This is a genomic window from Paenibacillus sp. JT31N17, from assembly GCF_056269255.1.
In genome coordinates this window covers 38,024-52,160 of record NZ_JBWDNP010000005.1, presented here as the reverse complement: position 1 = coordinate 52,160, position 14,137 = coordinate 38,024, and the positions used below count along the sequence as shown (strand labels likewise).

Here is a 14,137-nt window from a genome sequence, read left to right as displayed (position 1 = left end):
TTTACTTGCCCAGAACGCAATTGTAGCCACAAAATTAATGTCAGATCTATAAGGCCAGAAAGGATCCCCAAAACATGAATATACTACTTACCGGCGGAGCCGGCTTCATCGGCCGCTGGGTCACGGATCGTCTGTTGAAGGACGGCCACCAGGTTTGGATACTGGATGACCTCTCCAATGGCAGAGAGGCAAATCTTGCAGAATTCCGCGAACATAGCGGCCTGAGGGCTTTTATCCCAGGCTCTATACTCGACGAAGTCCTGCTCAGCCAACTATTCAACCGGCACCAATTCGATATTTGCTATCACCTCGGCGCCTCCATCAATGTTCAAGACTCTATCGATGACCCGCGGACGACTTTTAACAACGACACGACAGGCACTTTTTACATCTTGGAGCAGTGCAAGCAGCACAACGTCAAAGTGGTCTTCATGAGTACCTGCATGGTCTATGACCGCTGCACGGAGGAGAGCGGTATCACGGAGCTTCATCCGACCAAACCGGCTTCTCCATATGCGGGTGCAAAGATTGCTGCCGAGAATATGGTTCTCTCCTATTATCACGCCTATGGGCTTCCGACAGTCGTGATTCGCCCCTTCAATACATACGGACCTTATCAGAAGACCGGCGGGGAAGGCGGTGTGGTCGCTATATTCCTAAAAAATAAGCTGGCAGGCAAGGACCTGAATATCTACGGAGAAGGTACGCAGACGCGTGATCTGTTGTATGTCGAGGATTGCGCGCGTTTTGTTGTGGAAGCGGGCTACAATGGCAGCGTTAATGGCGAGGTCGTAAATGCGGGACTTGGCCGGGATATCAGCGTTAATGAACTCGCGCTTATGATTGCCGGTAACGGGAGCCGGATTAAACATGTTGAGCACATCCATCCTCAAAGTGAAATCCAGAAGCTGCTGTGTAACTCCAGCAAGGCGGAGAGACTGTTGGGCTGGAAACCGGATACTACGCTTGAGGAAGGAATCCGCAGAACGGAAGAGTGGATTCAATCGACGGATTTGATCTAATGCATCGAAGGTGGGAAGGAGATTAGCTTCTTGTCAAATAAAACGATTCCGGACAGACAACCCATACGCAGCACGCTGCTTCCTTATGGCAGGCAGTGGCTGGAGGAAGAAGATATCGATGCTGTTCTTCAGGTGCTCAGGAGCGACTTTATTACGCAAGGCCCGCAAATTGATCGTTTCGAGCAAAAGGTGGCGGATTATGTCGGTGTGAAATACGCTGTTGCCTTCTGTAATGGCACAGCGGCACTGCATGGTGCATGCTTCGCGGCTGGTATCGGTCCTGGCGACGAAGTCATCACGACTCCAATTACATTTTTAGCGAGCAGCAATTGTGTTCTCTATATGGGCGGAAATCCCGTATTTGCAGATATCGATCCTGAAACCTACAACATCTCTCCCGAGCAGATCAGAGGTAAAATCACCTCACGGACAAAAGCGATCATTCCAGTAGATTTTACGGGTCAGCCTGCTGAAATGAATGAGATTGAAAAGATCGCGCGTGATCGCGGCCTCACCATCATCCATGATGCTGCGCATTCCTTGGGAGCATCTTATGGAGATCGTAAAGTTGGGACATTCGGCGATATGACCATGTTCAGCTTTCATCCGGTCAAGCATATAACGACGGGTGAGGGCGGGATGATCGTAACGGATAATGAGGCATTCTACCAACGTTTGCTGCTCTTCAGGAATCACGGGATGACGCGGGACGCGAAGCTGTTGCAGGATAATGATGGTCCGTGGTATTACGAAATGCAGGAGCTTGGGTTCAATTACCGGATGACGGATATTCAAGCTGCGCTGGGTGTGACGCAGATGGACAAGCTGGATCGGTTCGTGGAACGGAGGAGGCAAATTGCGGTGCAATATAATGAAGCTTTTTCCGGTTTTAACGGTCTGATTATTCCTCATCAGCATATGTCCGCTCAGTCCAGCTGGCATTTGTATGTGCTGCGATGGAATCTGGAGCACTTTACAGCTGACCGCAAAGGAATCTTTGAAGCCCTGCGCGGCGAGAATATCGGGGTCAATGTTCATTATATTCCTGTATATAAGCAGCCATATTATCGGGAGCACGGATATGCCGATGAATCATGTCAGAACGCCGAACAATTTTATCAATCTGCAATATCTCTTCCTGTCTTCCCAAAAATGTCACAAGAAGATATTCAAGACGTCATTTTGGCTGTTTCAAAAGTCTATTATCGCTTTATAAAATAGTAGGTATAACTGCCGGTATAAGTGCAATGTATTCGCTTACACAAATTCGTTGACAATTGTGTGACAACGGTGGTATATTCGATTTGCGGGCCACGCTTACCGTGATCTCGCAGCTATTTGAAGATGAAGGGAATGTTATGCATGCAAGGTAAAGTAAAATGGTTTAACGCTGAGAAGGGTTACGGATTTATCGAGACTGAGCAAGGCGGCGACGTATTTGTTCATTTCTCCGCAATCCAATCCGAAGGGTTCAAAACGCTGGAAGAAGGCCAATCGGTCGAATTCGACATCGTGGAAGGCGCCCGCGGACCGCAAGCTGCAAACGTTAATAAACTGTAATCATCCGGCTGTTAAGCGGCCACACCATATATGGTTCACGCTTAACCAAGAATGCAAGCAGTGCCCTGGGAAACCAGGGCTTTTTATATTTGATCACACCTGAATTTCCTCTTAAATCTTGAACAACGAAATCTTCAAAAAGTCTATAATTAATTTTATCTAAAATATTCAAATAATTCAGAAAAAAACAACAAAATGCTTTTGAGATCGCCCAGAGGGGTATGATATAATAAGAACATGTAAAGGAGGAGTGCCCATGAAATACAATGTTCGAGGTCAGCACATTCAAGTGACAGACGCTATGCGTGATTATGTCGTGAAGAAGCTTAGTCGCCTGGATAGGTATTTTGAAGAGCCAATCTCCGAATCAACCGTGACGATGTCCGTCACAAAAGGGAAACACGCCGTTGAGGTGACGATCCCTCTGACCAATGCTTTTCTCCGCGCCGAAGAAAAGAGTGATGACATGTACGCCTCAATTGACGTTGTGGTGGACAAACTGGAGCGGCAAATTCGTAAACATAAAACCAGAATCAATCGCAAGTTCCGCCAGGAGAGCGGAATCAAAATGTTGTTCAAGGATGAAACTTCCCCGGTTAAGGTGCTGGAGGAGGATGATTATGAGCTTGTCCGCACCAAACGCTTCATGCTGAAGCCGATGGATGTGGAGGAAGCGATCCTTCAAATGAATATGGTCGGCCATTCGTTCTTCATGTTCGCCAATGTGGATACCAAGGAAGTGAACGTGGTTTACAAAAGAGACGATGGCAAATACGGCTTGCTTGAACAATACTAAACTTAACTTCTATCATTCATGAATATTCAAGGGCAGGCTTCCTCGTGAAGCGCTGCCCTTTTACAATGCAAGAATAACCATTGGCGGAAAATGTCGCTGACGCTATACTCGCATTGCGGGAAGTGCCGCAAACTGATACAATTTATCCATTAGGCGTAACCACGAAAGGGGAAGACCATGCTCGGACTTGTAAAGAAAATATTCGGAGATGCGAACGAACGGGAAGTCAAGCGTCTCATGCGCACTGTAGAGCAAATTAATGAATTGGAACCAAAGATTTCACAATTATCTGACGAGGATCTTCGGGGAAAAACCGCCGAGTTCAAGATCCGTCTGGCCGAAGGCGGCGATGAGCTGATTGACCTGCTGCCGGAAGCATTTGCCGTTGTACGCGAAGCCTCCGTTCGCGTGTTTGATAAACGTCATTATGACGTTCAACTGGTTGGGGGAATGGTCCTTCATGAAGGCAAAATTGCCGAAATGAAAACAGGGGAAGGGAAGACGCTTGTTGCGACTCTCCCGGTCTACTTGAATGCTCTCCTCGAAAAAGGCGTCCACGTGGTAACGGTCAATGATTATTTGGCCTCCCGCGACAGCCAGCAGATGGGACAGCTTTATAACTTCCTCGGACTCACGGTAGGCTGCAATATGCATGGCTTATCCCATGCCGAGAAACAAGAGGCGTACGCCTGCGATATCACATACGGAACGAATAATGAATTCGGCTTCGATTATTTGCGTGATAATATGGTGCTGTACAAGGAACAAATGGTACAGCGTCCGCTTTATTTTGCCGTTATAGATGAAGTGGATTCCATATTGGTCGATGAAGCGAGAACGCCGCTTATTATATCCGGACAGGCCGCCAAATCGACAGAGCTTTATTTTGCAGCCGACCGTTTCGTAAGCCGGCTCCAGGCGGAAGATGATTACACGATCGATGTCAAGCTCCGCTCGGTGACGTTGACGGAAGCGGGCGTGGAGAAGACCGAACGCGCTTTTGGCATTGAGAATTTATTTGACCATGCCAATGTACTGCTGTACCACCATATCCAGCAAGCGCTCAAAGCGCATGCGATTATGAAGCGCGATGTCGATTATATCGTGCAGGATGACGAGGTTATTATCGTCGATGAGTTTACCGGCCGTCTGATGGCAGGTCGCCGCTACAGCGATGGGCTGCATCAAGCGATTGAGGCCAAGGAACAGATCAAGGTTCAGAACGAGAGCATGACGCTCGCAACGATCACATTCCAGAACTACTTCCGGATGTACCGCAAGCTGGCCGGGATGACCGGTACGGCGAAGACGGAGGAAGAAGAGTTCAAGAAAATCTATGGTCTGGATGTCATCCAGGTTCCAACGAACCGGACCATGATTCGTGAGGATATCGCCGATGTCGTCTACAAAACCGAGAACGGGAAATTCAAGGCGGTTGTAGAGGAAATCGTGCAGCGTCACGGCAAGAATCAGCCGGTGCTTGTCGGTACTGTCTCGATCGAAAACTCGGAAAAGCTGTCGGAGATGCTCAAGCGCCGCGGCGTGGCCCATAAGGTACTCAATGCCAAATACCATGCCGAGGAAGCAGAAATCATCTCACGCGCCGGGCAAGCCGGATCTGTCACTATCGCAACGAACATGGCGGGCCGGGGTACGGATATTTTGCTCGGTGATGAGGTTGCCGGTATTGGCGGACTGCATATCATGGGCACGGAGCGACATGAGAGCCGGCGGATTGATAACCAGCTTCGCGGTCGTGCCGGACGTCAAGGCGACCCGGGTTCCTCCCAGTTTTATTTGTCGCTTGAAGATGAATTAATGCGCCGTTTCGGTGCGGACAACATTATGAGCATGATGGAGCGTCTGGGCTTCGAGGAAGACCAGCCCATTGAGAGCCGTCTGATTTCACGGGCGATCGAATCCGCACAGAAGCGTGTGGAAGGAAGCAATTTTGACACGCGGAAGATCGTACTCCAATATGATGATGTTATGAATCAGCAGCGTGAGATCATATACAAGCAGCGTCGTGAAGTGCTGTACTCGGATAACATCCGCCAAATCGTGCAGGATATGATTACACCGGTTATCGACCTGATTGTCGGCGCGCATTGTCCCGACGACGAGGTGCCGGAGAACTGGGAGCTGCAGGAGATCGTCGATTATGCCCAGGGCACGTTCCTGTATGAAGGCATGATCACGAAAGACGATCTGTGGGGCAAAGAGAAGGAAGAAATTGTAGAATTTCTGAACGAAAAAGTGAGCGCCCTGTACGACCAGCGCGAGGAAGAAATCGGCGTCGAAACGATGCGCGAATTCGAGAAGGTTGTTGTGCTGAGGGCCGTTGACAGCAAATGGATGGATCACATTGATGCGATGGATCAACTGCGTCAAGGGATTCACTTGCGTGCATACGGCGGAACGGATCCGCTTCGCGAATATCAATTTGAAGGCTTTGAAATGTTCAAGGAAATGATTGATAACATTCAGGAAGAAGTCACCAAATATATTATGAAAGCCCAGGTTGAAAGCAATCTGGAGCGTCAGGAAGTTGCCAAGGGACAGACGGAGACCGGAGGCAGCAGCGAGCCGAAGGAGAAGCGCCCCGTTAAGAAGGACGAACGTGTAGGACGTAATGATCCATGTCCATGCGGCAGCGGCAAGAAATACAAGCAGTGCCATGGTCAACAGGCCTAAGCGCGCTGCATGATGCAGGGCAATCGACAAGACGAGGTGAAGGCGTAACATGATAGATATTACAGTGAAACAAGATATGCGTGAAATGGCTAAGCGACTCCAGGAACTTAGGGGGTCTCTTTGACTTAGATCTTAAGCAAGAGATGATTGCCAACTTCGAAGAGAAGATGACAGCACCTGATTTCTGGGATGATAATGACCGGGCGCAAAGCACCATTGCGGAGCTGAATGCCGTTAAATCCGTAGTCGATGACTACAACCAAATGAACAATGAGCACGAGGATTTGTCTACTATGCTGGAATTGGCCGAGGAAGAGGGAGATGAATCCCTGGAGGCTGATTTGGCCAAGAGTGTGACTGCGCTTGTGAAGAAGGTAAGCGACTTCGAGCTGCAGCTCCTTCTCAGCGAACCGTACGACAAGCTGAACGTAATCCTTGAGCTCCATCCTGGAGCCGGAGGCACCGAATCGCAGGACTGGGGTCAGATGCTCTATCGGATGTATACGCGCTGGGCCGAGAAGCATGGCTTCAAGGTGGAAGTGCTGGACTATCTGGCAGGCGATGAGGCGGGCATCAAAAGTGTGACCATCTCCATCAAGGGCTATAACGCCTACGGGTATTTGAAAGCGGAGAAAGGCGTTCACCGTCTCGTGCGCATATCGCCTTTCGATGCCTCGGGACGCCGGCACACTTCATTTGCCTCATGCGATATCATGCCGGAAATTGACGACACCATCGAAATTGATATTCGCTCGGAAGATCTGAAGGTCGATACGTATCGGGCCAGCGGCGCAGGCGGACAGCATATTAACAAAACGGAATCGGCTATCCGCATCACGCATATTCCGAGCGGCATTGTTGTATCCTGTCAAACTCAGCGCTCCCAGATTCAGAACCGCGAACGTGCCATGCAGATGCTCCGCTCCAAGCTCTATGAACGCAAGATCGAAGAGCAGAAGAAGCATCTGGCGGAGATCCGCGGCGAACAATCGGAGATCGGCTGGGGCAGTCAGATCCGCTCTTATGTATTCCATCCCTACAGCATGGTCAAGGATCACCGGACCTCTGTGGAGACAGGAAATGTGGGAGCCGTGATGGACGGCGATCTGGATATTTTCATCGACGGCTATTTGCGCAGCCAGATTCGTCACGAATGAACATAAACTTACACAATCCATGCATAGGCAAGGGCAAGAGTTCCGACACTGTTAAAGTGTTGGAGCTCTTTTTTCTGTTCAACAATAGAGAGTTTAAAATCGGGTCTGTATCTTGCTTGTTTTAATAGGGGCGCCGCCTGAGGACAGCACATCCGGGACTTCCGGCACGGGATTCGTACAGCTTCGCAGAGACCGTGAATATCGAACAGCCGCGTCCTCTTCCGCACAGGAAGATGCGAACATACAACCATATTATAAGTTGAGGATGGTATCCTCAATTTGAGAAGGAGGAGCCCCCATGATCGAAAAACAGCAAACGAGGAGCAGAAACGAGACGTTCTCCCCGCAACGCAAAAAGCCAAACAAGGGTAACGGCAGCAGAAGCCGCTACTCGGAGGCAACGATCAACATCGCGCTCCTGCTGATCGGCTCTCTGCTGATTGCGGCGAGTTTCAATCTGTTTCTCGTTCCGCTGGGCATCGCATCAGGCGGGGTGTCCGGTATCTCCATCCTGGTACAGCGGGCGACGGGATTCCCGCCGGCGTTTACGCAGTGGGCGATCAATGTGCCGCTGTTTCTGCTGGGTCTGTGGCTGCTGGGCGGTCGTTTCGCGATGAAGACGGCGCTGGGTTCATTTGTTTTGCCGCTGCTGGTCCTCCTCACCTCACACTGGCCGGCTCCCACGGACAACGCGCTGCTTGCGGCGATCTATGGCGGCATTGGTGTCGGAGCGGGTCTGGGCCTTGTTTTCCGCGGGCGCGGGTCCACGGGCGGACTGGATCTGGCAGCGCAGCTGCTGCATCGTTATACAGGCATGCGCCTGGGGCTTGCCGTGGCTTGTTTCGACGGTTTTGTCATCGCCGCTGCAGGAATATTGATTGCGCCGGAGAATGCGCTTTATGCTCTGATCGGCTTATATGCGACGAGCAAGACGATTGATTTTGTCCAGACCGGAATTGCGATCTCCAAGGTGGCTTTCATTATTACCGATTGCCCGGAAGCCATCATTCAGGTGGTGCTTCATGATTTGGACCGCGGACTGACCAGGCTTGACGGCCGAGGCGGATTCACCGGCGATGAGCGCTCCGTGCTGATGGTAGTGGTTGGGCGGGGTGAGGTATCCAAGCTGAAGCAGCTGGTGAAGGCGGTTGATCCGAAGGCTTTTGTCATCATCAGCGATACGGCGGAGGTTCTGGGGGAAGGCTTCAATTTGCCCTGAAGCAAGCTGTGGCGACCAGGAATTTAGTGTTGAATTATTATAATTATGAATGTATAATAATACAAAAACCTGGCTATTTCCTCTGTCTCTCGCTTCGTGTAAAATGGATAGTTAGGAAGTTAGCGGATGGGAGAGGGCATGTATGGGTTCAAAACTGAAAACAGCCATTATCGGTTCTACCGGCTACGGGGGCGTGGAACTGATCCGGCTGCTCGCCAGCCATCCTCTGGCAGAGGTGACATCAGTCATATCCTCGTCGAGCGCAGGATCGCCAATAGCCGAAGGTTATCCTCATTTAACAGAAATTCGCACCGATTTGCTTGATGATGTGGATCCTGCACTTATCAAAAGCAAAGCGGATGTTGTTTTTATAGCGACACCCTCCGGAATCGCCAGCAAGCTGGCGCCATCGATGCTTGAAGAAGGTCTCAAAGTGATAGATCTCTCCGGCGATCATCGTTTGAAGTCACCTGAAGTCTATGAAACCTGGTACAAAAAAACACCTGCCTCCCAGAATGCTCTGGATCTTGCCGTATACGGGCTTGCCGAAATATACGGCGATGCGGTGCGCGATCAGACGCTCATCTCAAACCCCGGCTGTTATTCGACAGCCACGCTGCTGGGTTTGATTCCAGCCGTTAAGGCGGGCTACATAGATCCGGCCACGATTATTATTGATGCCAAATCCGGTGTATCCGGAGCAGGGCGCGGCGTTAATCTGGGTTCGCATTATTCCGAGGTTAACGAGAATTTCAGCGCTTATAAACTGAATAAACACCAGCATATTCCGGAGATTGAGCAGGTGCTTTCTGCGGAAGCCGGTTATCCGGTCGTTACCACATTCTCCACCCATTTGGTTCCGATGACCAGGGGCATTATGAGCACGATGTATGCCACGGTCAAGGATGGGAGAAGCACGGACGAGTTTATTGCGTTGTACCGCAGCTTTTATGAAGGACGACCTTTTGTCCGCATTCGCGAAGCCGGAACCTGGCCTTCCACCAAGGAAGTATGGGGATCCAATTACTGTGATATCGGCTTCGCCGTTGACGAGCGGACGGGGCGGGTCACCATCGTATCGGTCATTGATAATTTGGTCAAGGGCGCGGCAGGGCAAGCCATCCAGAATTTAAATCTGATGATGGGCTGGGACGAGACGCTTGGCCTGCAATTTGTACCCGTTTATCCGTAAGCAATCATTCATCTATCCACCTGAAGAAGGAGACTCGATCTAATAATGGGACAGGGGAACATAGCGGCCGCCTACACGGTTGTGCCGGAGGGCTCGATTACAACTCCCAAGGGCTTTACCGCGGGAGGTCTTCACTGCGGCCTGAAAAAAACGACGCGCAATGACTTGGGAGCAATCGTCTGCGAGGTGCCGGCTGCTGCGGCTGCCGTTTATACGATGAATGCCTTTCAGGCAGCGCCGATTGCGGTAACCCGCGAAAGCATCGGCTCAGGCGGCGTACTGCGCGCCGTCATCGTCAACAGCGGCAACGCCAATGCCTGTACGGGCAAGCAGGGCGATGCCGACGCTTATGAGATGCGCAGCCATTTTGCTGAAGCCGTTGGCGTGCCGTCCGATCAAGTCGCCGTCGCTTCGACGGGGGTCATTGGCGAGCCGCTCAAGATGGACCGCGTCCGCGAGGGGATCGCGGAGCTTCCGGCGAGGCTGGCTGCGAGCAGCAAGGGCGGGGATGATTTCTGCCAGGCGATTCTGACAACGGATCTGGTGAAGAAAGAGGTCTGCGTTTCGGTCATGGTGGACGGCAAACCCGTTTACATTGCCGGAGCGTCGAAGGGCTCGGGCATGATTCACCCCAATATGGCAACGATGCTGGGGTTCGTCACCACGGATGCGGCGATCGGCAGTGCGGCACTGCACACCCTTCTGCGTCAAGTGACGGATCTTACTTTCAATATGATCACGGTTGACGGCGATACAAGCACCAATGACATGCTTTTGGCAATGGCAAGCGGCCTGGCGGGCAACCGGGAGCTGGATGAATCGCATCCGGATCTTGCGGCGTTTTCTTCCGCGCTTCGCTATGTTTGTGAAGTTCTGGCCAAAGCGATCGCACGCGATGGCGAAGGGGCAACGAAGCTGGTGGAGGTTCAGGTGAGCGGTGCGGTATCGGATGCTGCGGCGCAGGCCATCGCCAAAACCGTCGTCGGCTCGTCCCTTGTGAAGTCTGCGATCTTCGGCGCGGACGCCAACTGGGGCCGCATTATTGCCGCAGTCGGCAGGGCCGGGCAGCCGGTCAATCCGGATACGGTCGATATTCGGCTGGGGGACATTGTGACGCTTGCAGAATCGCGGCCGGTCGCTTTTGACGAGGAAGCGGCGCTGGAATATTTGAAGGGCGATACGGTTGTCATTTATGTCGACCTGCATATGGCTGAAGGCTCCGCAATTGCATGGGGCTGCGATCTGACCTATGATTATGTGCGCATTAATGCGGCATATCGGACGTAAGGGAAAGGAACGAGCGGAATATGGAACAGCGGTTTGTCATGAAATGCGGCGGAAGCACGCTTGCCGCGCTGCCTGATTCTTTTTTTGATGATTTGCGCGGGCTGCAGGAGAAAGGCGTGAAGGCGGTTATCGTGCACGGGGGCGGTCCGGCGATTTCCGAGACGCTGCAGAAGCTTGGGATTGAGAGTGAATTTGTAAACGGCCTGCGCAAAACCAGCGAAGAAGTGCTGGATGTCGTGGAGATGGTGCTGAGCGGACGCATTAACAAGGAGATTGTCCGCAAAATTCAGCAAAGCGGCGCCCAGTCTCTTGGCCTCTCGGGCGTGGACGGCAAGCTGATTCAAGCGCAGCCGGTTGCCAATGCGGCTGAAATCGGTTTTGTAGGTGATGTGACGCAGGTGAACGCATCCATTATCGAAGGTGTCATGGATATGGGCTACATACCGGTTATTGCTCCCATTGGTATTGACGAGGCCGGTCAACGCTACAACATTAATGCCGATACCGCAGCCGGTGCGGTAGCTTCCCATCTTGGGGTGGAACGGATGATTGTCGTGACCGACGTTCCGGGGATTCTGAAAACTGTGGACGGCGAGAAACGGGTGCTTTCTTCGGTCACAATCGAAGAGATAGAGGCCATGATTGCCAGCGGCGAGATATACGGGGGCATGATTCCGAAGGTGCGCGCAGCCATTCAATGCATACAGGGACGCGTGCGCGAGGTTGTTATTGTCAGCGGCGATGAACCGGGCGTGCTGAGCAAAGCGGTGCTGGAGGGCGGAATCGGAACGCGCATCGTACAGTCCTAGATTATCAGTCACCAGGCGGGCTGGCAGGACGCTAAAATATTCATGAAAGAGGTGTGCCAATCATGAGCGATGTCAAAAAAACAGCAGCGGATGATCAGAAGACAGGCGGAATCGGAACGAAATTACAAGAGCAATCCGAGGCTGGCCCTCAGGCTGGCTTGAACGCTCAAGCCGCAGGAAGCGTGAACAGCTCGCTGCTTCCAACCTACGCCCGATATCCAATCACGCTTGTCAAAGGCGAAGGAAGCTGGCTGTGGGATGATAAAGGGAACAAATATCTCGATTTCATGTGCGGTCTGGCCGTTACGAACCTGGGCCATGCCCCTCAGCGCATCAAGGAAGCGTTGATCAAGCAGCTGGATGAGCTGTGGCATGTGTCGAATTTATTCCATATTCCAAACCAGGAGGCAGCGGCGAAGCTGCTGACTGACAACAGCAGCGCGGATGCCGTATTCTTCTGCAACTCCGGCGCCGAGGCGAACGAGGCAGCGATCAAGCTGGCCCGCCGCTACCATCAGAAGGTGGCCGGCACCGGGCGCTATGAAATCATCACCTTTGAACAATCCTTTCACGGGCGCACGTTGGCAACGCTGACGGCTACGGGCCAGGAGAAGGTCAAAGAGGGCTTCGGCCCGCTGCCGGAAGGGTTCCGCTATATTCCACTGCATGATATAGAAGCGCTGGAAGCAGCCATTACAGACAGAACAGCAGCTATTATGCTGGAAACAATATTGGCCGAAGGGGGCGTAATACCTGTCGAGCCGGAATTTCTACAGCATGTTGCAAAGCTGTGTAAGGAGCGCGGTTTGCTCCTGATCATCGATGAGATTCAAACCGGAATGGGCCGTACGGGCAAACTGTTTTCATTTGAGCATTATGGCATTGAACCGGATATCTTCACACTTGCCAAAGGATTAGGAAGCGGATTTCCAGTGGGCGCCATGCTGGCGAAGGGCCATCTTGTCGAAGCATTCAGCGCCGGCAGCCACGGTTCCACGTTTGGCGGCACTCCGCTCGCAACGGCAGTGGTCAAGGCAACGGTTGAAACCATCGTAGGCGATAATCTGTCCGCCCGTGCTGCGGAGATGGGGGATTACCTGATCGCCAGGCTTCATGACAAGCTTGACGGACATCCGCTGGTTCAGACTATCCGCGGCAAAGGGCTGATGATCGGGATCGTCTGCAAGGAGCCGATCGCGGCGTTAATTGCGGAAGGACAGAAACGCGGTCTGCTCGTCGTGAGTGCCGGCCCTAACGTGATCCGTCTGCTGCCGAACCTGCTCGTATCGCGGGAGGAGATTGATCAAGCGGTGTCACTGCTGGCCGCCATCTTTGCGGATCAGACGGCTACGGCTTAATCAAGAGAGTCACAGAAGGGAGCAACAGCTATGCAGCAAGCTTTGAATGAACAATTAGCGGTCAATCTCAAGGGGCGCGATTTTCTCGCTTTGGCCGACTACAAGCCAGAGGAAGTCCGCTACCTGATCGACCTGGCTATAGAGCTTAAGAATAAGCAAAAAGCGGGCGAAATCTACCACCCGCTTCAAGGAAAAACGCTGGGAATGATTTTTGAGAAATCCTCAACCCGTACCCGGGTATCCTTCGAGGTCGGGATGTACCAGCTTGGGGGACATGCGCTGTTCCTGAGCGGCAACGATTTGCAGATCGGACGGGGGGAGACCATTTGGGACACGGCGCAGGTGCTGTCGCGTTATCTTGACGGCATTATGATCCGCACCTTCGCACACCGCACGGTGATCGAGCTGGCACGCGGAGCGACCATCCCTGTTATAAACGGCTTGACGGACGCTTCCCATCCTTGTCAGGCGCTGGCCGACTATCAGACGGTGCTGGAGCATAAAGGCCGCCTGGAAGGCCTGAAGGTGGCCTACATCGGGGATGGCAACAATATGGTGCATTCCCTGCTCATGGGGGCTGCCAAGCTCGGCATGCATATGTCGGTAGCGACTCCCGAAGGCTACGAGCCGGATGAAGAGATTATCCGCTCGACGAAGGATATTGCTTCGGAGACGGGCTCGCACATTCATATTTGCTATGATCCCAAAGAAGCGATTGCCGATGCGGACATTGTATACACGGATGTTTGGGCGAGCATGGGCTTTGAAGCGGAGCAGAAGGACCGCGAAATCGCTTTTGCCAATTATCAGGTCAACGAAGAGCTGGCCAAGTATGCGAAGAAGGATTTCTTGTTCATGCACTGCCTGCCTGCGCATCGGGGCGAAGAAGTAAGCGAAGGCATTATCGATGGCAAGCATTCTATTATTTTCGACCAGGCTGAGAACCGTCTGCATGCGCAAAAAGCAATCATGGCTGCCATTATGTAGCATTCTACAGACAAAGACACAAAAGGCTTCGAATCCAAGAGGGACGCGGATTTGCC

General features: G+C 52.2%; 12 protein-coding genes. All 12 read left to right on the top strand.

The window, feature by feature from the left end; translation table 11 throughout:
• Positions 1-74 precede the first annotated feature (74 nt).
• The 12 genes from AC0YOB_RS18060 (at position 75) to argF (ending at position 14,081) form a co-directional block, all read left to right on the top strand.
• Entirely contained in the window at positions 75-1,022 is a 948-nt protein-coding gene (locus AC0YOB_RS18060) for a dTDP-glucose 4,6-dehydratase (RefSeq protein ID WP_475793963.1), read from the top strand.
• A gap of 45 nt (positions 1,023-1,067) precedes the next feature.
• On the top strand, positions 1,068-2,243 hold the full coding sequence (pseC, locus tag AC0YOB_RS18055; protein ID WP_475794224.1) for a UDP-4-amino-4,6-dideoxy-N-acetyl-beta-L-altrosamine transaminase: 1,176 nt from the start codon (positions 1,068-1,070) through the stop codon (positions 2,241-2,243).
• A gap of 141 nt (positions 2,244-2,384) precedes the next feature.
• Positions 2,385-2,582, top strand: coding sequence for a cold shock domain-containing protein (locus tag AC0YOB_RS18050; RefSeq protein WP_125666700.1), 198 nt, complete (start codon positions 2,385-2,387; stop codon positions 2,580-2,582).
• Positions 2,583-2,838: 256 nt separating this feature from the next.
• Positions 2,839-3,378 carry a ribosome hibernation-promoting factor, HPF/YfiA family gene (hpf, locus tag AC0YOB_RS18045; protein WP_210038982.1) on the top strand — a complete coding sequence of 180 codons (540 nt, stop codon included), beginning with the start codon at positions 2,839-2,841 and terminating at the stop codon, positions 3,376-3,378.
• Positions 3,379-3,555: 177 nt separating this feature from the next.
• On the top strand, positions 3,556-6,072 hold the full coding sequence (gene secA / locus AC0YOB_RS18040) for a preprotein translocase subunit SecA (RefSeq protein ID WP_475793962.1): 2,517 nt from the start codon (positions 3,556-3,558) through the stop codon (positions 6,070-6,072).
• A gap of 49 nt (positions 6,073-6,121) precedes the next feature.
• A protein-coding gene (gene prfB, locus AC0YOB_RS18035; RefSeq protein WP_210038980.1) for a peptide chain release factor 2 occupies positions 6,122-7,229 on the top strand; the annotation gives its coding sequence in 2 pieces (ribosomal slippage) (positions 6,122-6,193 and positions 6,195-7,229; 1,107 coding nt in all).
• Between the two features lie 298 nt (positions 7,230-7,527).
• Positions 7,528-8,448 carry a YitT family protein gene (locus AC0YOB_RS18030; protein ID WP_475793961.1) on the top strand — a complete coding sequence of 307 codons (921 nt, stop codon included), beginning with the start codon at positions 7,528-7,530 and terminating at the stop codon, positions 8,446-8,448.
• 142 nt (positions 8,449-8,590) lie between these two features.
• Positions 8,591-9,640, top strand: coding sequence for an N-acetyl-gamma-glutamyl-phosphate reductase (gene argC / locus AC0YOB_RS18025; protein WP_475793960.1), 1,050 nt, complete (start codon positions 8,591-8,593; stop codon positions 9,638-9,640).
• 45 nt (positions 9,641-9,685) lie between these two features.
• Positions 9,686-10,927, top strand: a complete 1,242-nt coding sequence (argJ, locus tag AC0YOB_RS18020) for a bifunctional ornithine acetyltransferase/N-acetylglutamate synthase (protein ID WP_475793959.1) — start codon at positions 9,686-9,688, stop codon at positions 10,925-10,927.
• A 20-nt stretch (positions 10,928-10,947) separates the two neighbouring features.
• Entirely contained in the window at positions 10,948-11,736 is a 789-nt protein-coding gene (gene argB / locus AC0YOB_RS18015; protein WP_475793958.1) for an acetylglutamate kinase, read from the top strand.
• A gap of 62 nt (positions 11,737-11,798) precedes the next feature.
• The gene (locus tag AC0YOB_RS18010) at positions 11,799-13,094 is read left to right on the top strand and encodes an acetylornithine transaminase (RefSeq protein ID WP_475793957.1); all 1,296 of its coding nucleotides are present in this window, start codon (positions 11,799-11,801) and stop codon (positions 13,092-13,094) included.
• A gap of 30 nt (positions 13,095-13,124) precedes the next feature.
• Positions 13,125-14,081, top strand: coding sequence for an ornithine carbamoyltransferase (gene argF, locus AC0YOB_RS18005; protein WP_475788723.1), 957 nt, complete (start codon positions 13,125-13,127; stop codon positions 14,079-14,081).
• Positions 14,082-14,137: the final 56 nt, after the last annotated feature.

What these genes read in the sequence shown, in the direction of transcription:
- AC0YOB_RS18010 (WP_475793957.1), top strand. Translation starts at nt 11,799, where the DNA reads ATGAGCGATGTCAAAAAAACAGCAGCGGATGATCAGAAGACAGGCGGA.
- secA (WP_475793962.1), top strand. Translation starts at nt 3,556, where the DNA reads ATGCTCGGACTTGTAAAGAAAATATTCGGAGATGCGAACGAACGGGAA.
- argC (WP_475793960.1), top strand. Translation starts at nt 8,591, where the DNA reads ATGGGTTCAAAACTGAAAACAGCCATTATCGGTTCTACCGGCTACGGG.
- argF (WP_475788723.1), top strand. Translation starts at nt 13,125, where the DNA reads ATGCAGCAAGCTTTGAATGAACAATTAGCGGTCAATCTCAAGGGGCGC.
- argJ (WP_475793959.1), top strand. Translation starts at nt 9,686, where the DNA reads ATGGGACAGGGGAACATAGCGGCCGCCTACACGGTTGTGCCGGAGGGC.
- AC0YOB_RS18060 (WP_475793963.1), top strand. Translation starts at nt 75, where the DNA reads ATGAATATACTACTTACCGGCGGAGCCGGCTTCATCGGCCGCTGGGTC.
- argB (WP_475793958.1), top strand. Translation starts at nt 10,948, where the DNA reads ATGGAACAGCGGTTTGTCATGAAATGCGGCGGAAGCACGCTTGCCGCG.
- AC0YOB_RS18050 (WP_125666700.1), top strand. Translation starts at nt 2,385, where the DNA reads ATGCAAGGTAAAGTAAAATGGTTTAACGCTGAGAAGGGTTACGGATTT.
- AC0YOB_RS18030 (WP_475793961.1), top strand. Translation starts at nt 7,528, where the DNA reads ATGATCGAAAAACAGCAAACGAGGAGCAGAAACGAGACGTTCTCCCCG.
- hpf (WP_210038982.1), top strand. Translation starts at nt 2,839, where the DNA reads ATGAAATACAATGTTCGAGGTCAGCACATTCAAGTGACAGACGCTATG.